This window comes from Pseudomonas sp. PS02288 (genome assembly GCF_029959715.1).
In the GTDB taxonomy this organism is placed as follows: domain Bacteria; phylum Pseudomonadota; class Gammaproteobacteria; order Pseudomonadales; family Pseudomonadaceae; genus Pseudomonas_O; species Pseudomonas_O kuykendallii.
On sequence record NZ_JASCPA010000024.1, the window covers coordinates 1 to 21,364 of the forward strand.

General features: G+C 65.5%; 22 protein-coding genes and 1 tRNA gene. 11 read left to right on the forward strand and 12 right to left on the reverse strand.

Going from position 1 to position 21,364, the window contains the following annotated elements; genetic code table 11:
• Positions 1 to 80: 80 nt before the first annotated feature.
• From QMX85_RS11475 to QMX85_RS11510, 8 genes are all read right to left on the reverse strand, one after another.
• A complete protein-coding gene (locus QMX85_RS11475) occupies positions 81 to 833 on the reverse strand; it encodes an ABC transporter substrate-binding protein (RefSeq protein WP_282340960.1) in 753 nt (250 codons plus the stop codon).
• Between the two features lie 16 nt (positions 834 to 849).
• Complete coding sequence (locus QMX85_RS11480; RefSeq protein WP_090225539.1) at positions 850 to 1,623, reverse strand: ABC transporter ATP-binding protein; 774 nt, start codon at positions 1,621 to 1,623, stop codon at positions 850 to 852.
• A gap of 327 nt (positions 1,624 to 1,950) precedes the next feature.
• Positions 1,951 to 2,427, reverse strand: coding sequence for a hypothetical protein (locus QMX85_RS11485; RefSeq protein ID WP_282340965.1), 477 nt, complete (start codon positions 2,425 to 2,427; stop codon positions 1,951 to 1,953).
• A 234-nt stretch (positions 2,428 to 2,661) separates the two neighbouring features.
• Positions 2,662 to 2,737 (reverse strand) — tRNA-Phe (locus QMX85_RS11490).
• Positions 2,738 to 2,825: 88 nt separating this feature from the next.
• Positions 2,826 to 3,098, reverse strand: a complete 273-nt coding sequence (locus QMX85_RS11495) for an oxidative damage protection protein (RefSeq protein WP_090225542.1) — start codon at positions 3,096 to 3,098, stop codon at positions 2,826 to 2,828.
• Positions 3,095 to 4,162 (reverse strand): A/G-specific adenine glycosylase, encoded by a 1,068-nt coding sequence (gene mutY / locus QMX85_RS11500; RefSeq protein ID WP_282340971.1) that lies wholly within the window; start codon positions 4,160 to 4,162, stop codon positions 3,095 to 3,097. The genes QMX85_RS11495 and mutY overlap by 4 nt, the downstream gene beginning before the upstream one ends.
• A complete protein-coding gene (locus QMX85_RS11505; RefSeq protein ID WP_282340973.1) occupies positions 4,159 to 6,375 on the reverse strand; it encodes an AsmA family protein in 2,217 nt (738 codons plus the stop codon). Before QMX85_RS11505 ends, mutY begins: the two co-directional genes overlap by 4 nt.
• 82 nt (positions 6,376 to 6,457) lie before the next feature.
• On the reverse strand, positions 6,458 to 7,564 hold the full coding sequence (locus QMX85_RS11510; protein ID WP_282340975.1) for an NAD(P)/FAD-dependent oxidoreductase: 1,107 nt from the start codon (positions 7,562 to 7,564) through the stop codon (positions 6,458 to 6,460).
• 246 nt (positions 7,565 to 7,810) lie between these two features.
• Between QMX85_RS11510 and QMX85_RS11515 the strand changes: the two genes are divergently transcribed.
• From QMX85_RS11515 to QMX85_RS11550, 8 genes are all read left to right on the forward strand, one after another.
• Positions 7,811 to 9,463, forward strand: coding sequence for an OFA family MFS transporter (locus QMX85_RS11515; protein ID WP_282340977.1), 1,653 nt, complete (start codon positions 7,811 to 7,813; stop codon positions 9,461 to 9,463).
• Between the two features lie 242 nt (positions 9,464 to 9,705).
• The gene (hisB, locus tag QMX85_RS11520; RefSeq protein ID WP_090225550.1) at positions 9,706 to 10,299 is read left to right on the forward strand and encodes an imidazoleglycerol-phosphate dehydratase HisB; all 594 of its coding nucleotides are present in this window, start codon (positions 9,706 to 9,708) and stop codon (positions 10,297 to 10,299) included.
• Entirely contained in the window at positions 10,299 to 10,937 is a 639-nt protein-coding gene (gene hisH, locus QMX85_RS11525) for an imidazole glycerol phosphate synthase subunit HisH (RefSeq protein WP_282340980.1), read from the forward strand. The genes hisB and hisH overlap by 1 nt, the downstream gene beginning before the upstream one ends.
• Before the next feature lie 20 nt (positions 10,938 to 10,957).
• Positions 10,958 to 11,197, forward strand: a complete 240-nt coding sequence (locus tag QMX85_RS11530) for a DUF2164 domain-containing protein (RefSeq protein ID WP_090227359.1) — start codon at positions 10,958 to 10,960, stop codon at positions 11,195 to 11,197.
• Positions 11,198 to 11,269: 72 nt separating this feature from the next.
• Entirely contained in the window at positions 11,270 to 12,007 is a 738-nt protein-coding gene (gene hisA, locus QMX85_RS11535; RefSeq protein ID WP_090225553.1) for a 1-(5-phosphoribosyl)-5-[(5-phosphoribosylamino)methylideneamino]imidazole-4-carboxamide isomerase, read from the forward strand.
• A 90-nt stretch (positions 12,008 to 12,097) separates the two neighbouring features.
• Positions 12,098 to 12,868, forward strand: a complete 771-nt coding sequence (gene hisF / locus QMX85_RS11540) for an imidazole glycerol phosphate synthase subunit HisF (RefSeq protein ID WP_090225555.1) — start codon at positions 12,098 to 12,100, stop codon at positions 12,866 to 12,868.
• A 143-nt stretch (positions 12,869 to 13,011) separates the two neighbouring features.
• Complete coding sequence (locus tag QMX85_RS11545; RefSeq protein ID WP_282340986.1) at positions 13,012 to 13,767, forward strand: ABC transporter substrate-binding protein; 756 nt, start codon at positions 13,012 to 13,014, stop codon at positions 13,765 to 13,767.
• A gap of 58 nt (positions 13,768 to 13,825) precedes the next feature.
• The gene (locus tag QMX85_RS11550; RefSeq protein WP_282340988.1) at positions 13,826 to 14,581 is read left to right on the forward strand and encodes an ABC transporter substrate-binding protein; all 756 of its coding nucleotides are present in this window, start codon (positions 13,826 to 13,828) and stop codon (positions 14,579 to 14,581) included.
• 72 nt (positions 14,582 to 14,653) lie between these two features.
• Here the strand turns inward: QMX85_RS11550 and QMX85_RS11555 are convergent, their stop codons facing one another.
• From QMX85_RS11555 to gpmI, 4 genes are all read right to left on the reverse strand, one after another.
• Complete coding sequence (locus QMX85_RS11555; protein WP_282341066.1) at positions 14,654 to 15,388, reverse strand: divergent polysaccharide deacetylase family protein; 735 nt, start codon at positions 15,386 to 15,388, stop codon at positions 14,654 to 14,656.
• 46 nt (positions 15,389 to 15,434) lie between these two features.
• Entirely contained in the window at positions 15,435 to 16,769 is a 1,335-nt protein-coding gene (locus QMX85_RS11560) for a S41 family peptidase (RefSeq protein ID WP_282341067.1), read from the reverse strand.
• Positions 16,770 to 16,803: 34 nt separating this feature from the next.
• Positions 16,804 to 18,078, reverse strand: coding sequence for a murein hydrolase activator EnvC (locus QMX85_RS11565; RefSeq protein WP_282340989.1), 1,275 nt, complete (start codon positions 18,076 to 18,078; stop codon positions 16,804 to 16,806).
• Between the two features lie 271 nt (positions 18,079 to 18,349).
• Positions 18,350 to 19,885: a 2,3-bisphosphoglycerate-independent phosphoglycerate mutase gene (gene gpmI / locus QMX85_RS11570; protein WP_282340991.1), complete on the reverse strand. Its 1,536-nt coding sequence runs from the start codon at positions 19,883 to 19,885 to the stop codon at positions 18,350 to 18,352.
• A gap of 201 nt (positions 19,886 to 20,086) precedes the next feature.
• On the opposite strand from gpmI, the gene QMX85_RS11575 reads away from it, so the two are divergent.
• Genes QMX85_RS11575 through secB form a run of 3 tightly spaced genes read left to right on the forward strand, consistent with a single transcriptional unit; the run spans position 20,087 to position 21,270 of the window.
• Positions 20,087 to 20,500, forward strand: coding sequence for a rhodanese-like domain-containing protein (locus QMX85_RS11575; RefSeq protein WP_282340993.1), 414 nt, complete (start codon positions 20,087 to 20,089; stop codon positions 20,498 to 20,500).
• Between the two features lies 1 nt (position 20,501).
• Entirely contained in the window at positions 20,502 to 20,756 is a 255-nt protein-coding gene (grxC, locus tag QMX85_RS11580; protein ID WP_090225568.1) for a glutaredoxin 3, read from the forward strand.
• Between the two features lie 31 nt (positions 20,757 to 20,787).
• A complete protein-coding gene (gene secB / locus QMX85_RS11585; protein ID WP_090225569.1) occupies positions 20,788 to 21,270 on the forward strand; it encodes a protein-export chaperone SecB in 483 nt (160 codons plus the stop codon).
• The last annotated feature ends 94 nt before the right edge of the window (positions 21,271 to 21,364 follow it).

A 21,364-nucleotide genomic window follows, 5' to 3' on the forward strand; every position in this document is an offset into this window, starting at 1 on the left:
GGACAAAAGACCCCCCAAGCAAAAAGCCCGGGCCGGGGGGACGCGCGGGGGGGGGGTGCACCCCGCGCCGTCCGGACCGATCAGTAGATGCTGAACGGGAAGTACTTGTCGTTGATCTTCTTGTAGGTGCCGTCGGCAACGATTTCCTTGAGCGCGGCGTTCAGCTTCTCGCGCAGCGGGTCGTTCTTGCGTACGGCCATGCCGATCTTGTCGTTGTCGAACACTGGGTCGCCCTTGAACTCGAAGTCCTTGCCAGCGGCGCTCTTCAGCCATTCCCAATTGACGAACTTGTCGGCCAGCACGCCATCGACACGGCCGGAAGCGAGGTCGAGGTAGGCGTTTTCCTGGGTGTCATAGAGTTTGACTTCGACGGTGTCGGCCATGTTGTCTTCGAGCCAGGTGCCGGCGATGGTCGCGCGCTGGGCGCCGATGACCTTGCCTTTCAGGCTGGCCCTGTCGGTTTTCAGGGTGCTGGCTTTCGGCGCGATGAATTGCAGCTTGTTGGTGTAGTAGGCGTCGGTGAAGTCGACGGCCTGCTTGCGTTCGTCGGTGATCGACATCGAAGCGGCGATGAAGTCGAATTTCTTCGAGTTCAGCGCGGGGATGATGCCGTCCCAGTCGGAAGTCACGACTTCGCACTCGGTCTTCATCTTCGCGCAGAGGGCCTGGGCGATGTCGATGTCGAAGCCGACCACCTGGCCGCTGGCGTCGATCAGGTTGAAGGGTGGGTAGGCACCCTCGGTTCCGATTTTCAGCTTGTCGGCAGCGATAGCGCTGGTGCCGAACGCCAGAGTGGCGGCAGCAGCCAGCAGCATCTTCTTGTAAGTCATCATGAGGGACGTAGCTCCGTTAGCGATTGCTGGACATGAATTGTTTACAGCGCGCCGATTGCGGGTTTTCGAAGACCTGCTGCGGCGATCCTTGCTCTTCGACCAGACCGTGGTGGAGGAAAACCACCTCGCTGGATACCTGGCGGGCGAAGCTCATCTCGTGGGTAACCAGCAGCATGGTCCGACCTTCTTCGGCCAGCGCGCGGATCACATTAAGCACTTCTTGTACCATCTCCGGATCGAGCGCCGAGGTCGGTTCATCGAAAAGAATCACCTTCGGCTGCATCGCCAGGGTGCGTGCGATGGCCGCGCGCTGCTGCTGACCGCCGGAAAGCTGATTGGGATAGACGTGGCGTTTGTCGCCGATGCCGACCTTCGCCAGCAGCGCCTCGGCCACCTCGACGGCTTCCGCCTTGCTCTGCCCGAGCACCCGGCGCGGCGCCTCGATGATGTTGTCCAGCACACTCATGTGCGGCCAGAGATTGAAGTTCTGGAAGACGAAGCCGATCTCGCTGCGGATGCGGTTGATCTGCTTGTTGTCGGCGGCCACCAGCTCGCCGCTCTTGCCTTCCTTGAGCTTCAGCTCTTCGCCGGCAACGATGATCTGGCCCTGGTGGGGGTTTTCCAGCAGGTTGATGCAGCGCAGGAAGGTCGATTTTCCGGAGCCGGACGAACCTAGGATCGAGATCACGTCCCCGTCGCGGGCGGTGAGGGATATGCCCTTGAGCACCTCGAGGTCGCCGTAGCGTTTATGCAGATTGCGTACTTCAAGCGCGGGCGCGGCCTCGGCCATGGGGGGTCCTCTTCGTGGTCGGGTGCAAGCTAGCATGGGGTGAGATGACAGCCAAGCTTGCAACCTTTGATCCAATCTGGACGCTGTCGCGCTTGTCGCATCAATGAAGTTGACTGTCGCGATAAGCAAACATGCTGTCGCATTTTCAACGCCTTTCGCCTGCCGTTGGGCTCAAGTGGGCTGGGGCGGAAAGGCGCCGAACGACGCTGCGCCCTCTGGTGGTGCGCTACTTTTCGCCACGCTGCTGCATTTTGGGCGGGGGACGAGGTGAGTTCTTCCCATGGGTGGAGTCGCTCCGCCGTCGTCCGCCAGCGCGTCTGGTAGCGTTCAGAGATTCTCAGCTGTTTGGGTGTCGGCAGGCGTTTCGGCGCCAACTTCGGTCACGGCGAGGTCCTCGGACCTGAGGCTGGGGTTCTGCAGCACGGTCTCGGTAGCGGCCCAGGCCTCGTCGAGGCGTTTCGACGACTCGCCGATCGAGCGCTCGGCGACTGTCCGCGACGCGTACGGTACTTGCGTCAGGGCCCCGATCCCTGCCCGCCACGCCGAATAGTAGGGCCTCAGGGTCGACTGCAGGCTGCCGGAGACGGTTCGATAGTCCCGCTCGGCCTGGAGGGTCGCGAGCTCCACGCAGTCGCGGGTGCGGATGAGGGCGGCGGCCCCGGCGAACGGCATGCTGGAGGCATCGGCCCGCCACGAGCATTCGACCCAGGACTTGCGGGTCAGTTCGCGAAAGCTCTGCGCGTCACCCGCTTCCGCGAGCGCCGCGCATGAGCTGAAGCCAGCCACCATCAATGCCACACGCATGAAAACCTCCACGTTGCCTGTGCTAGAGCCGTTCCCGCCGGCAGGGGTTTCCGTGACGTGAAGGGCGGCGCTCTTGGAGCGCCAATAATGGCACATTGGAAATGGGGAGTTAGCTTCGAAAGCGGGCGCGTTCATCGGATTTGCCCGAGGTCAAAATGCAGGCAATAAAAAACCGGCCCTGGGGCCGGTTCTTTAAGGTTTCAGTTGATTCAAGCACCACCTGAAACTGGAAGGTGGTGCCCAGGGACGGAATCGAACCGCCGACACGGGGATTTTCAATCCCCTGCTCTACCGACTGAGCTACCTGGGCAACGGGGCGCAATTAAACGGATTTGGCTTTGCCCTGTCAAGCGAGGTGAAGAAAAATATTTAATCAGAACGGGCGCTTACGTTTTTGCTCAGGCGCTGGGTGGCACGTAGCCTTCGGCCTGGGCGTAGTCCTCGCCGGAGAGGAACTTGTCCATCTCGGCCTGCAGGAACTTGCGATCCTCGACGTTCATCATGTTCAGCCGACGTTCGTTGATCAGCATGGTCTGGTGTGCCTGCCACTCGTCCCAGGCCTTCTTCGAGACGTTGTTGAACAGCTCTTCGCCCTTGGCTCCGGGGTACGGCGGACGGTCGAGGGCGGGCAGTTCCTGTTTGTATTTGCGGCAGATCACGGTGCGGGTCATGGGCTTTCTCCTGCGTTCAGCTCGTCGGCGGCGCGTTTCAGCAGTTTCTTGACCGGGGCGGCAAGGCCCAGGCGCGGCGGGGTGGCGAGGTTATACCAGAGCCAGTCGGCCTCGGCCACGGCGTGGGGCATGCTGCTGACTTCCACCAGCCAGGGTTCGATGGCCAGGCGGAAATGGCTGAAGGTGTGAGTCAGCCCGGGCAGCTCGCGGCGTTCGCCCAGCTGCAGGAAATGCCGCGCAGCGAGGGTTTCGAGCGCCTGCAGATTGTCCAGTTCGGGCAGGCTCCAGAGGCCACCCCAGAGGCCGCTGGCAGGGCGCCGGTAAAGCAGGATGGCGCCTTCGCGGTTGCTCAGCAGCGGCATCAGCGTGCGCTTCTGCGGCAGCTCCTTGCGCGGCTTCGGCGCCGGGAAGTCGGTCTCGCGGCCGAGCAGATGCGCGCGGCAGCCGGCGCGCAGCGGGCAGAGCAGGCAACTCGGCTTGCTGCGCGTACAGAGCGTGGCGCCGAGGTCCATCATCGCCTGGGTGTAGTTGCCGACGCGGTGCTGCGGGGTGAAGCGCTCGGCCGCGCTCCACAGCTGGCGGGCGACCTTCGGTTCGCCGGGATAGCCGCTCTGCGCGGTGTAGCGTGCCAGTACCCGCTTGACGTTGCCGTCGAGGATAGGCGCGCGCAGGCCCATGCTCAGGCTGGCGATGGCGCCGGCGGTGGACAGGCCGATGCCGGGCAATTCGGCCAGCGCGAGCACGTCACGCGGAAACTCGCCGCCATGCTGCTCGACGACGATCTTCGCCGTGCGGTGCAGGTTGCGCGCGCGGCTGTAGTAGCCCAGGCCGGTCCACAGGTGCAGCACTTCGTCCTCCGGCGCCTCGGCCAGTGCCTGCACGTTGGGCAGTACCTGCATGAAGCGGCCGAAGTACTCCAGCACGGTGGCGACCTGGGTCTGCTGCAGCATGATCTCGGACACCCACACGCGGTAGGGCGTTATGCCCTGCTGCCAGGGCAGGTCCTTGCGCCCGTGGCGGTCGTACCAGTCGAGCACCGCCGCGGAGAACTGCTCGGGGCTCATCGCTTGAACAGCCCCTTGAGCGCGTCCTTGAGTTCCGGGCTTACCTTGTCGCCAAGCTTCTCCTCGATCTTCTGGTTGAGCTTGTCTCCGGCCAGTTGCGCGGCGACCTTGCCCATCCCGTCCTTGTCCAGACGGCAGGCCTTGGCGCCCAGTTCCAGCGGGCCTCGGCAGCGCAGCGGCCAGGCGATGTCGGCATAGCGCGCATTGACCTGGCAGGCCGGGTCGGGCATTTCGCCCTTGTCGCCTTCGATGACGATGCCGACGCGGTAGTCCATGCCCAGCACGCGCAGGTCGAGGTCGCCGTCGCCGTTGACCCGCAGGCCGGGAATGCGCGCCTTGAGGTCCGGGTTGCTGGCCACGCCGTCGCGGAAGGTCAGACTGCCCTGGAGCTGTTCGAACGGCGTGTTGCGCCCGCGCGGCTCGCTGGAGAGCGATTTGCGGTTGAGCGTGGCGATGGCCATGCACAGTTGCTGTTCGAGGTTGGCATCGACCAGTACGCCGTCGTTGAGGCTGAAGTCGGCAGTGCCGTTAAGTCCTTCGATCCAGGCCTTCTGACTGTTGCCGCGGGTGCGCAGGTCGGCGTTCAGGTCGAGCAGGCCCTGGATCGGCGACGCCTCGCCCTTGCGCTGGAGAATCTTCTCCACCGGCACGCGGGCGATGTGGCTGGTCAGGGCGAGTTGCACTTCCGGCTGGCGCGCGTCGATCCGGCCCTTGGCGTCGAAACGGCCGTCATGCAGGTCGCCGCGCAGTTCCTCGACGGCGAGCAGTCCGTCCTTGGCATTGCCCCGGAGCGAGGCATTGGCGATCGGCAGCTTGTCCAGGGTCAGCAGGCCTAGGTCGAGATCGACCTTCGCATCGAGTTTGCGCAACGGGTCGAGCGGCAGCGCCGGTTCGGCGCTCCAGGCCTGCTGCGACGGTTTCTCCGGCAGCTCGCTGGTGCCGCGGCCGGCGGCGGCGATGCTGCCGTCGACTTCCGACTGGCGCGCGGCACTGGCGGCCTTGCTGTCCTTCGAAGTGGGCGGCAGGTAGCGGTCGAGGTCCAGGCGGTCGCCCTTGAGCTGCACCTGCAATGCCCGTTTGGCCAGGTCGGTTACGGCGATCGAACCGTTGAAGGTGCCGCCGTCGAGTTTCAGCGTGAGGTTGTCCAGCGTGATGCTGTTCTCGGTGGCAGTCAGGCGGGTGGCCAGCTCGGCTTTACTCAGCGCGCCGGCATCGGCCATGGGCGGCAGTTGCTGGCCGATGCCTTCGAGGAATTCCCTGAGGTTGAACTCGGCGATGGACAGGCCGCCGCTGAGTTTGGGCTCGGATTCCAGGTCGCGCACCTTGAGGTCGCCGATGCCGCGCAGGCCATTGGCGGTCAGCTTGAGGCTGTTCCATTCGGCGATTTGCGCGGCGAGGTCGGCGAGCAGTTCGCCCTGGGCGCTGAAGGCCAGGGTCTTGCCTTGCAGCGGCTCGCCGGACGCCTCGCCGGACAGGCGCGCGTTGCCCAGCTGGTAGCGCTTGAGTGCGCGGTCGAAGCGCAGGTCGGCCTGCAGTTCGGTGCGCGCGCGCATCACCGGCTGGTTGCTGCCGAAGAAGGCGCTGAGCGTGATCGGGATGTCGCTACCTTCGCGAATCGCGCCGGTGCTCAGCTCGATGCTCTCGGCGTTGAACTCGCGACCGTTGCGCTCGTCGCGATAGGTGACGCGGGCGTCCTTCACGCTGAGGCTGTCGATGTCGAGTTTCAGCGGCTCGGCGGGTGCCTCGGCACGCTGCTCGGCGGCGTCGGAGGAGGGCGCGGAGGCCGTCGCTTCGCCGCTGGCCTGGGGCGCCGGGTGGCCGACCTGTTCCCAGTTGCCGTTGCCCTGGGCATCGCGTTTCAGGGTCAAATTGAGCCCTTCGACGCGGATGTCGCTCATCTGCACCTGTTTGCGCAGCAGTGGCAGCACGCGCACGGACAGCCCGAGCATGCGCAGGTCGGCGAACGGTTCGTTCGGCGTCGCGGCGCTGGCCAGCGTGGCCTCGTGGAGTTCGATGCCGAGCCAGGGGAACAGGCTCCAGCCGATGTCGCCGTTAAGGGTCAGCTCGAGGTTGGCCTTGTCGTGGGCGATCTTGCGGATCTCGTCCTTGTAGTCGTTCGGGTCGAACAGGTGGGTCAACGCGAAACCGAGGGCGACCAGGAGCAGCAGCAGTCCGAGGAAGACCAGACCCAGGATTTTGCCGAGGGCTTTCATGGACGAGTCCTTGTAGTCGGGGTGAAGAGGCGTGCGGCAAAACAGCCGCACGCATGGAGGGCCCGCAGTATAACGCGACCGTTCAGAGCGCTGCGGCGACCCGTTCGGCGATCGCCAGGCTGGCGGTCAGCCCCGGCGACTCGATGCCGAAGAGGTTCACCAGCCCCGGTTGGCCGTGTTGCGCGGGCGTCTGGATGACGAAGTCGGCGGCCGCCTCGCCGGGGCCGGAGAGTTTCGGCCGGATGCCGCTGTAGCCGGGATTCAGGCGGCTGGCGTCGAGACCGGGGAAGTAGCGGGCGATCGCCGTGGCGAAGGGTTCGCGCAGCGCTTCGTCGACCCCATAGTCGAGGGTATCGAGATAGCGCACGTCCGGGCCGAAACGCAGCTGCCCGCCGAGGTCGAGAGTGGCGTGCACGCCGAGGCCGGCGGTGTTGGCTTCCGGCATCGGGTAGATCAGGTGCTGGAACGGCGAGCGTCCGGCGTAGGTGAAATAGCGCCCCTGGCACAGGTGCAGGGCCGGGATCTGCGCGGCGCCAGGGCCGTCGGTCTGAGCGGCGAGGTCCTGGGCGAACAGGCCGCCGGCGTTGACCACGCGCTGCGCCTTTATCTGGAACGGCTCGCCGCCGCTGACGCCGCTGGCGATCCAGCCGTCGCCGTCGTGGTGCAGGCTGTCGACGCGGGTGTCGAGCACCAGTTGCGCGTCCTGCTGCTCCGCGGCGGTCAGCAAGGAGTGCATGTACAGGTGGCTGTCGATGATCCCGGTGCTCGGCGAGAGCAGCGCGGCGACGCCGCGTACCGCCGGCTCCATCTCCGCCAGCCGCGCCTGGCCGATCTCGCGCAGGTCGCCGACGCCACAGGCCTCGGCGTTCGCCGCGAGTTTCTCCAGCTTGGCGCGTTCGGTGTCCTCCACGGCGACCAGCAGCTTGCCGATCCGCCGGTGCGGTACGTCGCGCTCGGCGCACCAGGCGTACAGCCGTTCGCGGCCTTCCAGGCAGAGTTCGGCCTTCAGCGAGCCCGGTTCGTAGTAGATGCCGGCGTGGATCACTTCCGAATTGCGGCTGGAGGTGTGGCTGCCTATGAGCTTTTCGCGCTCGACGATGAGCACGCTTTGTTGCGGGCTGGCGAGACGGGCGGCGCAGGCCAGGCCGAGGGCGCCGGCGCCAATGATCAGGGTATCGATGCTATCCATGGCGTTCGCTGCATGAAGGGCTGTTCGGGTCGGTCGTCCGGTGAGGTCGCCGAGATTCGGTGAGGGCCGAGCGGTCGCAATCACGGATGATGGCGCGTTGCCCACCTGCATGCGTCTGCCTGGCGGGGCGAAAGTTCCAGTCGCGCTGGATTTTCCCAGTCGGTGCGGTGAGTTGTCGCATGCGTCGTGGTAAATTCCGCGCGCTTGTTCCTGCCTTGCTTGCACATACAACTATAGGAATTACCCATGAGCAGTTCTCCCTTGCCGGTTGGCAAGGCCGGGCCTGCGTTTCTTTCCAAGGAACGTACCATCGCCCGTCCTGGCTTCAACCGCTGGCTGGTCCCGCCAGCTGCCCTCGCGATCCATCTCTGCATCGGTATGGCCTACGGCTTTTCGGTGTTCTGGTTGCCGCTGTCGAAAGCGGTAGGCATCGGTAGTGCCGTGGCCTGCGCTCCGGAAATGGGCTTCCTCGCCCAGGTCTTCGCCGCCGAATGCGACTGGAAGATTTCCATGCTCGGCTGGATCTACACGCTGTTCTTTATCTTCCTCGGCTGCTCCGCGGCGATCTGGGGCGGCTGGCTGGAACACGCGGGCCCGCGCAAGGCCGGCCTGGTTTCGGCGGTCTGCTGGTGTGGCGGCCTGCTGATTTCCGCCCTCGGCATCTACACCCACCAGATCTGGCTGATGTGGCTGGGCTCCGGGGTGATCGGCGGTATCGGCCTCGGTCTCGGCTACATCTCGCCGGTGTCGACGCTGATCAAGTGGTTCCCGGACAAGCGCGGCATGGCCACCGGCATGGCCATCATGGGCTTCGGCGGCGGCGCCATGGTCGGCGCGCCGCTGGCGGCCAACCTGATGGGTCATTTCGCCACCCCGACCAGCGTCGGCGTGTGGGAAAGCTTCGTCGCCATGGCCGCGATCTACTTCGTGTTCATGGTCGGCGGCGCACTGTCGTACCGCGTTCCGCCCACCGGCTGGAAGCCCGAAGGCTGGACGCCGCCAGCGAAGAAAAGCGAAAACGTGATGATCACCCACGGCCACGTGCACGTCAGCGTCGCCTGGAAGACCCCGCAGTTCTGGCTGGTCTGGGCCGTCCTCTGCCTCAACGTCTCCGCCGGTATCGGCATTCTGGGCATGGCTTCGCCGCTGCTGCAGGAAGTCTTCGGCGGACGCCTGCTGGGTGTCGACGGCAGCTTCGGCGACCTCGACGCCGGGCAACTGGCGCAGATCGCCGCGATCGCCGCCGGCTTCACCGGCCTGCTCAGCCTGTTCAACATCGGCGGGCGCTTCTTCTGGGCGTCGATCTCCGATCACCTGGGACGCAAGGCGACCTACGCGATCTTCTTCGCCCTCGGCTTCGTGCTCTACGCCTCGGTGCCCTGGTCCGGCCATGCCGGCAGCGTCGCGCTGTTCGTCGGTGCGTTCTGCATCATCCTGTCGATGTACGGCGGTGGTTTCGCCACGGTGCCGGCCTACCTCGCCGACCTGTTCGGCACGCAGATGGTCGGCGCCATCCACGGTCGTCTGCTGACCGCCTGGGCCGTCGCCGGCGTGCTCGGCCCGGTGCTGGTCAACTACATCCGCGAGTACCAGCTGTCGATCGGCGTCGAGCGTGCTGCAGCCTACGACATCACGCTGTACATCCTCGCCGGCCTGTTGGTGCTGGGGTTCATCTGCAACCTGCTGGTGCGCCCGGTGAATCCGAAGTACTTCATGAGCGCCGAGCAACTGGCCGCCGAGCGCGCCCACGGCGAGAAGTCCGCGCCGGTCAGCGAGCTGGCCTGGTCGGCCAGCCCGTCGAGCGTGCCGCTGGTGATCGTCGCCTGGCTGGTGGTCGGCATCCCGCTGGCCTGGGGTGTCTGGGTCACGCTGCAGAAAACCGCTGCACTCTTCGGTTGAGCTCCACGATCTGCTGCGCGTCGGCCCTCCGGCGGGCAGTGAAGGCGCGGTGCCGTAACGCCGCGCCGGAGGTGCGCGCGGAGCCGCTCAGGTCCTGACCGGCTCCGCCCCGCGGGATCGCAAACGGCTTTTTCGCGCTCCGCCGTTCCCACCCAGACGCGCCGCGTCTGCGGCCTGTCGTCCTACCTTGCGTTCGGCCTATAATGTCGCCCCTTTCGCCCTGAGATTTCGCGGAGCTGGTGATGGCCGAACGTACGGCATCTGTCGAACGCAATACCCTGGAGACCCAGATCAAGGTCTCGATCAACCTGGATGGCAGCGGCAAGTCCCGTTTCGACATCGGCGTGCCCTTCCTCGAGCACATGCTCGACCAGATCGCCCGGCACGGCCTGATCGACCTGGACATCCAGTGCAAGGGCGACCTGCACATCGACGACCACCACACCGTGGAAGACGTCGGCATCACCCTCGGCCAGGCCTTCACCCAGGCGGTCGGCGACAAGAAGGGCATGACCCGTTACGGCCACTCCTACGTGCCGCTCGACGAGGCGCTGTCGCGCGTGGTCATCGATTTCTCCGGGCGTCCCGGCCTGCAGATGCACGTGCCGTTCACCCGCGCGGTGGTCGGCGGCTTCGATGTCGACCTGTTCCAGGAATTCTTCCAGGGCTTCGTCAACCACGCCCTGGTCAGCCTGCACATCGACAACCTGCGCGGGACCAATACCCACCACCAGATCGAAACGGTGTTCAAGGCCTTCGGCCGCGCGCTGCGCATGGCCGTGGAGCTGGACCCGCGGATGGCCGGGCAGATGCCTTCGACCAAGGGAATCCTCTGATGCAGACTGTCGCCGTGATCGACTACGGCATGGGCAACCTGCACTCCGTGGCCAAGGCGCTGGAGCACGTCGGTGCCGGCCGCGTTCAGGTGACCAGCGATGCCAACGTGATTCGTGAGGCCGACCGCGTGGTGTTCCCCGGCGTCGGCGCGATCCGCGACTGCATGGCCGAGATTCGCCGCCTGGGCTTCGACGAACTGGTCCGCGAAGTCAGCGCCGACCGCCCGTTCCTCGGCATCTGCGTCGGCATGCAGGCGCTGATGCAGCGCAGCGAGGAGAACGGGGGCGTCGACTGCATCGGCCTGTTTCCCGGCCAGGTGCGCTTCTTCGGCAAGGACATGCAGGAAGACGGCGAGGCACTCAAGGTGCCGCACATGGGCTGGAACCAGGTGCGTCAGGAAGTCGATCACCCGCTGTGGCACAACATTCCCGGCGACGGTCGCTTCTACTTCGTGCACAGCTACTACATCGAGGCCGGCAACCCCCGCCAGGTGGTCGGTCGCGGCCATTACGGCAAGGAATTCGCCGCTGCACTGGCCGACGGCTCGCGCTTCGCCGTGCAGTTCCACCCGGAGAAGAGCCATACCCACGGCCTGCAATTGCTGCAGAACTTCGCCGCCTGGGATGGCCGCTGGTGAGCACCGCACGCAAGGCGAAAATGCCGATCCTGCAACTCGACGCGGCCCAGGAAAGCGCCGCGGTCGAGGTGCTCAAGCGCTTTCTCGAGGACCGTTTCGAGCTGGAGCTGGGTTCGTTCGAAGCCCGGGAAGTGCTCGATCTGTTCGCCCGCGAGGTGGCGCCGCTTTACTACAACAAGGCGATCTTCGACGTGCAGGCGCACCTCAAGGACCGCTTCGAGAGCATCGAGAGCGACCTCTGGGCGCTCGAGAAACCCTGATTACCCTTGCAGGCCTCCCGGGTTCGCAGCGCCGAAGCGCTTGCCCGGCGTGCCTTCGAAGAAGGAACAAACATGCTGATCATCCCCGCAATCGACTTGAAGGACGGCGCCTGTGTGCGCTTGCGCCAGGGTCGTATGGACGACTCCACGGTGTTCTCCGACGATCCGGTGAGCATGGCCGCGAAGTGGGTCGAGGCCGGCTGCCGGCGCCTCCACCTGGTCGACCTCAACGGTGCCTTCGAGGGCCAGCCGGTCAACGGCGAAGTGGTCGCGGCGATCGCCCGGCGCTACCCGCACCTGCCGATCCAGATCGGCGGCGGCATCCGTTCGCTGGAGACCATCGAGCACTACATCAAGGCCGGCGTGAGCTACGTGATCATCGGCACCAAGGCGGTCAAGCAGCCGGAATTCGTCACCGAGGCGTGCAAGGCCTTCCCGGGCAAGGTCATCGTCGGCCTGGATGCCAAGGATGGCTTCGTCGCCACCGACGGCTGGGCGGAGGTCAGCGCCTTGCAGGTGGTCGACCTGGCGAAGCGCTTCGAGGCCGACGGCGTCGCCGCGATCGTCTACACCGACATCGCCAAGGACGGCATGATGCAGGGCTGCAACGTCGAGGCTACCGCAGCCCTGGCCGCCGCCAGCCGCATTCCGGTGATCGCCTCAGGCGGCATCCACAACCTGGGCGATATCGAGAAGCTGCTGCTGGCGCGCTCGCCGGGCATCGTTGGCGCCATCACCGGTCGCGCCATCTATGAAGGCACGCTGGACGTGGCCGAGGCGCAGGCCTTCTGCGACGGCTTCAAGGGCTAGATAGTTGAGGTAGGGCGCGCGGGCCGCCTGGGCTGCGCGAACCGCTGACGGTTACCGGTGCGCACGGCGCACCCTACGAGAGAAGTCGCCATGGCACTGGCTAAACGCATCATCCCCTGCCTCGACGTCGACAACGGCCGCGTGGTCAAGGGCGTGCAGTTCGAGAACATCCGCGACGCCGGCGATCCGGTGGAAATCGCCCGCCGCTACGACGAGCAGGGCGCCGACGAGATCACCTTCCTCGACATCACCGCCAGCGTCGACGGTCGCGACACCACGCTGCACACCGTCGAACGCATGGCCAGCCAGGTGTTCATCCCGCTCACCGTCGGTGGCGGCGTCAGAACGGTGCAGGACATTCGCAACCTGCTCAATGCCGGGGCGGACAAGGTCTCGATCAACACCGCGGCGGTCTTCACCCCCGAATTCGTCGGCGAGGCGTCCTCGCGGTTCGGCTCGCAATGCATCGTGGTCGCCATCGACGCCAAGCGCGTCTCGGCGCCCGGCGAGACACCGCGCTGGGAAATCTTCACCCATGGCGGGCGCAAGCCGACCGGCCTGGACGCGGTGGCCTGGGCCAGGAAGATGGAAGACCTTGGCGCCGGCGAGATCCTGCTCACCAGCATGGATCAGGACGGCGTGAAGAGCGGCTACGACCTCGGCGTCACCCGCGCCATCAGCGAGGCGGTCGGGATTCCGGTGATCGCCTCGGGCGGCGTCGGCAATCTCGAGCACCTAGCCGCCGGGATTCTCGAAGGCAAGGCCGCCGCGGTGCTCGCCGCGAGCATCTTCCACTTCGGCGAATACACCGTTCCCGAAGCCAAGGCGTACCTGGCCAGCCGCGGTATCGTCGTACGCTGACCGTTTCCGTCATCGCCCCTACGCCGGGGGCGATGCTACCGGGCGTTGCCCGAGCCTTTCGCGCGTCAGCGTTTTGCCGTCGATCAGCGTGCGCGCCCTGGCTGCGGATATCCTTCATCCACTCCATCGTTCTGCGAGAGATCATGCTCAAACGCGTATTGCTGCCGCTGCTCGGCACCTTGCTACTGTTCGCCGGCACCGCGCGCGCCGAAATCGACAAGTACTACAGCATCGTTCTGCTCACGGAAAACTTCCCGCCGTACAACATGGCGATCAACGGGAAGAATTTCGCCCATGAGAGCAATATCAACGGCATCGCCGTGGACATCGTTCGCGAAATGTTCAAGCGTGCCGATATCCGCTACAGCATGACGCTGCGCTTCCCCTGGGAGCGCATCTACAGGCTCGCCCAGGAGAAGCCCAACTACGGCGTGTTCGTCACCGCCCGCCTGCCGGAGCGGGAGGACGCGTTCAAGTGGGTCGGCCCCATCGGTCCCGACGACTGGGTCCTGCTGGCGCGCGGCGACAGCCCGATCAGCGTCGACAGCCTGGAAGCGGCCGGGAAGTACCGGATCGGCGCCTACAAGGGCGACGCGATCGCCGAGCGCCTGGCGGAAAAGGGCCTGCAGCCGATCACCGTGCTGCGCGACCAGGAAAACGCCAGGAAGCTGGAGAAAGGCCAGATCGACCTCTGGGCCACTGGCGATCCGGCCGGCCGCTACCTGGCCAGGCAGGAAGGTGTGAGCGGGCTGAAAACGGTGCTGCGTTTCGACACCGCTCAGCTCTATCTGGCACTCAACAAGAAGGTGCCGGACGAGGTGGTGCAGAAACTGCAAGCGACGCTGGAGCGGATGCGGGCCGAGGGTTTCGTCGACGAAATACTGGGTCGCTACCTGTAATCGATGCCTGGCCTTCATGATGAAACGCCACGGCGACAGACACTGGAGTAGTGCTGACATGCTGAAATCGTTGCAAAGGACGTTGACGTTGAGCTTGTTGCTGGTGGCCTCGGCAGCACGCGCCGAGCTGCCGGCCGACTACAAGGTGGTCCTGCTGACCGAGAACTTCCCGCCGTTCAACATGGCGATCGACGACAAGAACTTCGCCCGCGACGACGGCATCGACGGCATCAGTGCCGACATCGTGCGGGAGATGTTCAGGCGCGCCGGGATCGCCTACACCCTGACCCTGCGTTTCCCCTGGGATCGGCTCTACAACCTTGCCCTCGACAAGCCCAACTACGGGCTCTTCTCGACCACCTATACCCCCGAGCGCAAACCGCTGTTCAAGTGGGTCGGCCCGCTGGCCAAGACCGGCTGGGTACTGCTCTCGGCGCCTGGCAGCACGATCAAGGTCGCCAGCCTCAAGGAGGCCGAAAAGTACAAGCTCGGCGCCTACAAGAACGACGCGGTCAGCCAGCACCTGGAAAGCCAGGGGATGAAGCCGATCAACGCCCTGCGCGATCAGGAGAATGTCGGCAAGCTGCTCAAGGGGCAGATCGACCTGTGGGCCACCACCGACCCGGTCGGCCGCTACATCGCCAAGCAGGAGGGCGCCACCGGGCTGCAGACCGTGTTGCGCTTCAACGACGCCGAGCTGTACCTGGCGCTGAACAAGGACACCCCGGACGAGGTGGTCGAGCGCCTGCAGAAAGCCCTGGACGCCATGCGCGCCGATGGCTTCGTCGAGGACGCGACCAACAACTACCTGTAGTGGCCACGGGCGCGCAGGCGATGCGCGCCCGTATCCCACGGCGCCTGTGCGCTCTTCGCGGCGCGCCGCTGCTCAACGATAGATCCCGCCCTTGCCATGCGCCGCCATCGCCCGATTGCCGCGCACGGCGATCATAAGGTCGATGCCGATCCAGTCGATGCCCTGTTCGCGCAGGCGCGGCAGCTCGCGTTCGAGCACCGCGAGGGTATCCGGGTGCGGGTGGCCGATGAGCACCGCCGAGCCCTGCTTGCGGGCCAGCTGAATGCCGGCGGCCAACTGTCGGGCGACTGCCTGCGGGCTCGGATCGTCATCGAGAAAAACGTCGCGCGACAGGCTGGCCAGGCCGATCTTCTGCGCCTGGGCGGCGGCGACGGTGGCGGGGCTGGTGCGGCTGTCGAGGAAGATCAGGTGGCGGCGCTGCAACTCGCCCATCAGCCAGGCCATCGGCTCTGCTTCGGCGGTCATCCGGCTGCCCATGTGGTTGTTCAGGCCGTGCGCGTAGGGCACGGCGTCGAGCGCCGCGTCGAGACGCTCGTGAAGTTCTTGTAAGGGCATCTGCGGATGCCAGGAGAAGGGCCCGCCGGCAGGGTCCATCGGCAGGTGCAGGAGTACGGTCTTGCCGGCCCGGTGCGCGGCCAGTGCCAGTTCGCGTGCGTGCGGGGTGTCGGGGAGGATGGACAGCGCGACCGGACCGGGCAGGGCCAGCACGCGGCGGTCACGCGGCGGATTCTGCCCGAGGTCGTCGATGATCAGCGCCAGGCGCGGACGCTTGCCTGGCGGCTGATTCGCCTGCTCGGCCTGCGCCAGGCCGAAGACGCCCAGCAGCAGGAGCAGCAGCCAGGCCCGCACCGGCTTACTTGCTGCGGGTGAGGTTCAGGCCCTTGAGCAGGTTCAGCGCCTGGTTCAGCTGGTAGTCGTCGTCCTGCAGGCGCGGTTCGGTTTTGCTCGGATGCCCGCTGGGCTTGTCCGCGCCGCCGTTGCCGTTGCCCAGGTGACCGGCAAGATCGGCTTCCTTGAAGGTCTCGCCGTCGCCCTCCGGGGTCACCTTGGCGCGAGCCACTTCGATGTCGGGGACGATGCCCTGGGCCTGGATCGAGCGGCCGTTGGGGGTGAAATACAGCGCGGTGGTGAGCTTCAGCGCGCGGTCGTTGTTCAGCGGTAGCACGGTCTGCACCGAGCCCTTGCCGAAGCTGTCGGTGCCCATCAGCACGCCGCGTTTGTGGTCCTGCAGGGCGCCGGCGACGATTTCTGCCGCCGAGGCGCTACCACCGTTTATCAGTACCACCAGCGGTACGCCTTCGCTGGCATCGGCTGGATCGGCGGAGAAGCGCAGCTCGGAGTTGGCGATGCGGCCCTTGGTGTAGACGATCAGTCCGTCGGTGAGGAAATGATCGGCCACCTCGACAGCCGACTGCAGCACGCCGCCAGGGTTGTTGCGCAGGTCGAGGACCAAGCCCTTGAGCTTGCCGTTGTTGTCCTTGCGCAGCTTGGCCAGCGCCTTGCCGACTTCCTCGCCGGTGTTGATCTGGAACTGGGTGATACGCACGTAGCCGTAGCCCTTCTCGAGGAACTGGCTCTTCACGCTCTGCACCTTGATCACCGCGCGCGCCAGTTCGACGTCGAACGGCTTGCCGCCCTCGCCACGCATCAGGGTCAAGGATATCTTGCTGCCCGGCTTGCCGCGCATCTTGTCCACGGCATCCATCATCGACAGGCCCTTGGTCGGCTGCCCGTCGATCTTCACGATCAGGTCGCCGGCCTCGATGCCGGCCTTGGACGCCGGAGTGTCGTCGATCGGCGAGACCACCTTGATGAAGCCGTCCTCGACACCGACCTCGATGCCCAGGCCGCCGAATTCGCCGCTGGTACTTTCCTGCAGTTCCTCGAACTCCTGCGGATCGAGGTAGGCGGAGTGCGGATCGAGGTTGCTGAGCATGCCCTTGATGGCGTTTTCCAGCAGGGTCTTGTCGTCCACCGGTTCGACGTAGGCCGCCTTGATGCGGTCGAGCACCTCGGCGAAGGTTCGCAGCTCGTCCAGCGGCAGCGGCGCCTTGGCCTGCGCGGCCGGCGTGGCAGGCATCGGCGCCGGCGCCATCGAGGCCGGAGGCTGTTGCGCCCAGGCGCTGCCACTGCCCGCGATGAGCGAAAGGGCCAGGGCGAGCGAGGTGGGGCGAAGCAGATGGCGCACGTGCAGCATGTCGAACTCCAAGGTAATGAACGCGCTAACCCTGCGCGCGGCACCATTGCGTGGGGTCGCTGGGGCGGCCCTGCTGGCGGATGGCGAAATACAGCGCGGGGGTTTCTTGGCCCCCGCTGGTGCCGACGGTGGCGATCGGCTCGCCGGCCTTGACGATGTCGCCGGCACTTTTCAGCAAACTCTGGTTGTGGCCGTACAGGCTGAGATAGCCCGAGCCATGGTCGAGAATGACCAGAAGCCCGGCGCCACGCAACCAGTCGGCGTACACCACGCGGCCGCCATGCACCGCGCGGACCTGGCTGCCGGCACTGGCGCCGATCAGTACGCCGTCCCACTTGGTTCGAGCGTCGTCGCCGCGCGGAGTGCCATAGCGTGCCACGATGCGTCCGTCCACCGGCCAGGGCAGCTTGCCACGGGCACTGCCGAACGGGCCGCCGTAGTTGGCCCCGGCGCTGGACACCAGCGGTCCGCTCGGGGCGCTGGGCGTTCTGTTCGGCGCGCCCTTGGGCTGCTCGCGGGCCAGGGCTTCCTGGCGGCGTTGCTCGGCAAGCGCCTGCTGACGCGCCTGCTCGGCCTCACGGGCCTGGCGGGCGAGAGTTTCCTCGATGGTCCTGAGCACCTGGCCGAGTTCGGCCTGCTCCTGCTCGCGGGCCTTGAGGCTGCGGTCCTTGGTCGAATAATCCTGATTCAGCTTGGCCAGGGCTTCCTGGCGCTCCTTGCGGACCTGAACCAGTTGCTCGCGACGACTGTCGAGGCCGTCCTTCTGCTCGTTGAGCTGGGCGTTTTGCGCGGCGATGTCGCTCTCGACGTTGGCCAGTTGGCGCAGCGTCTCGTTGAACGCGGTGAGCTGTTCGAGACGGGCCTGGCTGAGGTAGTCGTAATAGGTCAGGGTACGGGCGAATTTCTCCGGATTCTGCTGGTTGAGCAGCAGCTTGATGTATTCCTGGCGACCGCTCTGATAGGCGGCGCGGGCCTGGATGCCGATCAGGCGTTGCTGCTCAAGGCGTGCGTCCTGGAGTTTTTTTTTCTCTTCGTCGAGGCGCTTGAGCTCGTCCTGGCTCTTGCGCATCTCCTCTTCGAGCTGCCTGACCTGCTTTTCCAGCTCGCCCATCTCCGTTTCGGTGCTGCGCAGTTGCTTCTGCACGCCGCTTTTTTCCTGCTGCACTTTCTCCAAAAGCTTTTTCAGCTCGGCGACGTCCTTGCGCGCCGCCTCCAGCTGTTGCTGGGTTTCGGCGCGCTGGTCGGCGAACGCCGGGCTCAGCAACAGGGTGGCAAGCAGGAGGGTCAGGATGCGGAGCATGGAGTGCAGCGATACCGGGATAGAAGTGGAGGTTAGTATGCCTAAGAACCTGTTCACGATCTGCTGTACGTTGGCGTTACTGCGTCAAAAACAAGTTCGGATGCTCATTTACCACTCGTAACTCCGCTTCCTCATGTGTTTTTGCGGGGCGCCTTGCCCTTATAACGCTCCAGCTCGCGAAATCGTGAACAGGTGCCAGGACGGCGCGGACGCCTTGGTTCAAGCCGCGGGCCGGACACCGCGAAAAGACGCGGTGTCGGCCGCGACGGCATCAGTCCAGGGTGATGATCGAGGTGCCGGTCATCTCCGCCGGAATCGGCAGGCCCATCAGCGTCAGCATGGTCGGCGCGACGTCGGCCAGCACGCCGCCTTCGCGGATGTGCAGCTTGCGCTTGCCGACATAGATGAAGGGCACCGGCTCGCAGGTATGCGCGGTGTGCGCCTGGCCGGTGCCTGCGTCCTTCATTTGCTCGACGTTGCCGTGGTCGGCGGTGATCAGCGCTTCGCCGCCGACCTTGTCCAGCGCGGCGGCGATGCGGCCGACGCAGGTGTCGAGGCATTCCACGGCTTTCACTGCGGCTTCGAACACGCCGGTATGGCCGACCATGTCGCCGTTGGCGTAGTTGACCACGATGACATCGTAGCGCTGGTTCTCGATGGCCTCGACGATGCGGTCGGTGACCTCGGGAGCGCTCATCTCCGGTTGCAGGTCGTAGGTGGCGACTTTCGGCGACGGGATCAGGATGCGCTCTTCGCCTTCATAGGGCTCTTCGCGGCCGCCGGAGAAGAAGAAGGTGACGTGGGCGTACTTCTCGGTCTCGGCGATGCGCAGCTGGGTCTTGCCGTTCTTCGCCAGGTACTCGCCGAGCACGTTGGTGAGCGCTTCCGGCTTGTAGGCGCTGGGTGCGTCGATGCTGGCGGCGTACTGCGTCAGCATCACGTAGCCGGCCAGTTTCGGCTGGCGCGCACGGGGGAAGTCCTTGAAGTCGGGTTCGACGAACACGCGGCTGAGCTCGCGGGCGCGGTCGGCGCGGAAGTTCATGAAGACCACCGCATCGCCGTCTTCCACCGGCGCCGGCGCACCGATGGCGGTGGCCTTGACGAATTCGTCGCTCTCCTCGCGGGCGTAGGCGGCCTCGAGGCCGGCGACCGCGGTGTCGGCGGTGAACTGCGCCTTGCCGTCGACGATCAGGTCGTAGGCCTGCTGCACGCGGTCCCAGCGGTTGTCGCGGTCCATCGCGAAATAGCGCCCGATCAGCGTGGCGATGCGGCCCTTGCCCAGGCGCGCGAAGGTGGCGTCCAGCAGTTCGATGGAGGCCTGGGCGCTGCGCGGCGGGGTGTCCCGGCCGTCGAGGAAGGCGTGCAGGTAGATCTTCTCGGCACCGCGACGCGCGGCCAGTTCGGCCATGGCGACCAGGTGATCCTGGTGGCTGTGTACGCCGCCGTCGGAGAGCAGGCCGAGGATGTGCACGGCCTTGCCCGCGCTGACGGCCTTGTCGACGGCGGTGCAGATCGCCGGGTTCTCGAAGAAGTCGCCGTCGCGGATCGCCTTGGTCACGCGGGTGAAGTCCTGATACACGACGCGGCCGGCGCCCAGGTTCATGTGGCCGACTTCGGAGTTGCCCATCTGTCCGTCGGGCAGGCCGACGTCCATGCCGCTGCCGGAAATCAGGCCGTTCGGCTGGCTTGCCACCAGGCCGTCGAGGACCGGCTTGCGCGCGGCGAGCACGGCGTTGGAGTCAGGGCTGTCGCTGTGACCGAAGCCGTCCAGGATGATCAGAACCAGGGGTTTGGGCGTTGCGCTCATGAAAGGCTTCCTGAAATTTTCCATTCGTTGCGGCGGGGTGGCCGCGCTGGGCAGTTGCCATCGAAAATCGTCGGCCGTGGCAGTGACGGCGGGCTCGGCATTCTACGGGGCCGCCTGGTTTCGCGTCACGGTTCGGCAGGTTTCGGCCGGCTCGGGGTGCTGTGTATACTGGCCGGCATTTTACCGCCCTGGAACCTATTGATGCTCGCCAAGCTGATTGAATTCGCCACTAACCACTACGTGCTTGCCAGCCTGTTCGTCGTGCTGCTGATCGCCCTGATCCTCAACGAGTCGCGCCGCGGCGGCCGCAGCCTGAGCAATCGCGAGCTGACTTCGCTGGTCAACAGTGGCGAGGGCGTGGTGTTGGACGTTCGCGTCAAGAAGGAGTTCGACACCGGGCACGTGGTCCATGCGCTGAACATTCCTCACGACAAGGTGGTCAACCGCGTGGCCGAGCTGGAAAAGCACAGGTCCAAGACCCTCATCGTGGTCGACGCCATGGGCCAGCATTCCGGAACCGTCTGCAGCGAGCTGAAGAAACTCGGCTTCAACGCCGTCAAGCTGTCCGGCGGTATCTCCAGCTGGCGCGGAGACAACCTGCCCCTGGTCAAGTGATATGTCGAAGATCGTCATTTACACCACGCCCTGGTGTCCGTACTGCATCCGCGCCAAGCAGTTGCTCGAGCGCAAGGGTGTCGCCTTCGAGGAAATCGGCGTGGAGCGCGACGCCGCGTTGCGTGCCGAGATGACCCGCAAGGCCGGCCGCACCTCGGTACCGCAGATATGGATCGGCAGCACCCACGTGGGTGGCTGCGACGATCTTTTCGCTCTGGAGCGCGCCGGCAAACTCGACGCCTTGCTCAAGGGCTGATTTCCACTGTCGTAACTCACAAGGCTCTGCCATGACTGAAGAAACCACCAACGGCGCCGCCCAGGACGCTCAGAACCCGCAATTCTCTCTGCAGCGCATCTATGTGCGCGACCTCTCCTTCGAAGCGCCCAAGAGCCCGGAAATCTTCCGTCAGGACTGGACGCCGAGCGTCGCGCTGGACCTCAACACCCGCCAGAAGCCGCTGGAAGGCGACTTCCACGAAGTCGTGCTGACCCTCTCGGTCACCGTGAAGAACGGTGAAGAGACCGCCTTCATCGCCGAAGTGCAGCAGGCCGGTATCTTCCTGATCAAGAACCTGGACGCCGGCTCGATGAGCCACACGCTCGGCGCGTTCTGCCCGAACATCCTCTTCCCGTATGCCCGCGAAACCCTGGACAGCCTGGTCACCCGTGGCTCGTTCCCGGCGCTGATGCTGGCCCCGGTGAACTTCGACGCGCTCTACGCGCAAGAGCTGTCGCGTATGCAGTCGGCCGGTGAAGGCACGCTCAACTGAGTGCCGGACGCCGCGAATGAACGCCCTTCGGGGCGTTTTTTTATGTCCGCGCGAAGCGAAGCGGTGTGCGCAGTGAACCGTCGCAGGCGCCTCG

Excerpts from the sequence above, each read along its gene's own strand:
- QMX85_RS11510 (WP_282340975.1), bottom strand. The coding sequence starts at position 7,564 with ATGGATAGCATCGATACCCTGATCATTGGCGCCGGCGCCCTCGGCCTG.
- QMX85_RS11480 (WP_090225539.1), bottom strand. The coding sequence starts at position 1,623 with ATGGCCGAGGCCGCGCCCGCGCTTGAAGTACGCAATCTGCATAAACGC.
- QMX85_RS11495 (WP_090225542.1), bottom strand. The coding sequence starts at position 3,098 with ATGACCCGCACCGTGATCTGCCGCAAATACAAACAGGAACTGCCCGCC.
- QMX85_RS11505 (WP_282340973.1), bottom strand. The coding sequence starts at position 6,375 with ATGAAAGCCCTCGGCAAAATCCTGGGTCTGGTCTTCCTCGGACTGCTG.
- QMX85_RS11515 (WP_282340977.1), top strand. The coding sequence starts at position 7,811 with ATGAGCAGTTCTCCCTTGCCGGTTGGCAAGGCCGGGCCTGCGTTTCTT.
- QMX85_RS11485 (WP_282340965.1), bottom strand. The coding sequence starts at position 2,427 with ATGCGTGTGGCATTGATGGTGGCTGGCTTCAGCTCATGCGCGGCGCTC.
- QMX85_RS11575 (WP_282340993.1), top strand. The coding sequence starts at position 20,087 with ATGCTCGCCAAGCTGATTGAATTCGCCACTAACCACTACGTGCTTGCC.
- QMX85_RS11530 (WP_090227359.1), top strand. The coding sequence starts at position 10,958 with ATGCCGATCCTGCAACTCGACGCGGCCCAGGAAAGCGCCGCGGTCGAG.
- hisH (WP_282340980.1), top strand. The coding sequence starts at position 10,299 with ATGCAGACTGTCGCCGTGATCGACTACGGCATGGGCAACCTGCACTCC.
- QMX85_RS11545 (WP_282340986.1), top strand. The coding sequence starts at position 13,012 with ATGCTCAAACGCGTATTGCTGCCGCTGCTCGGCACCTTGCTACTGTTC.
- QMX85_RS11550 (WP_282340988.1), top strand. The coding sequence starts at position 13,826 with ATGCTGAAATCGTTGCAAAGGACGTTGACGTTGAGCTTGTTGCTGGTG.
- mutY (WP_282340971.1), bottom strand. The coding sequence starts at position 4,162 with ATGAGCCCCGAGCAGTTCTCCGCGGCGGTGCTCGACTGGTACGACCGC.
- QMX85_RS11475 (WP_282340960.1), bottom strand. The coding sequence starts at position 833 with ATGATGACTTACAAGAAGATGCTGCTGGCTGCTGCCGCCACTCTGGCG.
- hisF (WP_090225555.1), top strand. The coding sequence starts at position 12,098 with ATGGCACTGGCTAAACGCATCATCCCCTGCCTCGACGTCGACAACGGC.
- secB (WP_090225569.1), top strand. The coding sequence starts at position 20,788 with ATGACTGAAGAAACCACCAACGGCGCCGCCCAGGACGCTCAGAACCCG.
- grxC (WP_090225568.1), top strand. The coding sequence starts at position 20,502 with ATGTCGAAGATCGTCATTTACACCACGCCCTGGTGTCCGTACTGCATC.
- gpmI (WP_282340991.1), bottom strand. The coding sequence starts at position 19,885 with ATGAGCGCAACGCCCAAACCCCTGGTTCTGATCATCCTGGACGGCTTC.
- hisA (WP_090225553.1), top strand. The coding sequence starts at position 11,270 with ATGCTGATCATCCCCGCAATCGACTTGAAGGACGGCGCCTGTGTGCGC.
- QMX85_RS11565 (WP_282340989.1), bottom strand. The coding sequence starts at position 18,078 with ATGCTCCGCATCCTGACCCTCCTGCTTGCCACCCTGTTGCTGAGCCCG.
- hisB (WP_090225550.1), top strand. The coding sequence starts at position 9,706 with ATGGCCGAACGTACGGCATCTGTCGAACGCAATACCCTGGAGACCCAG.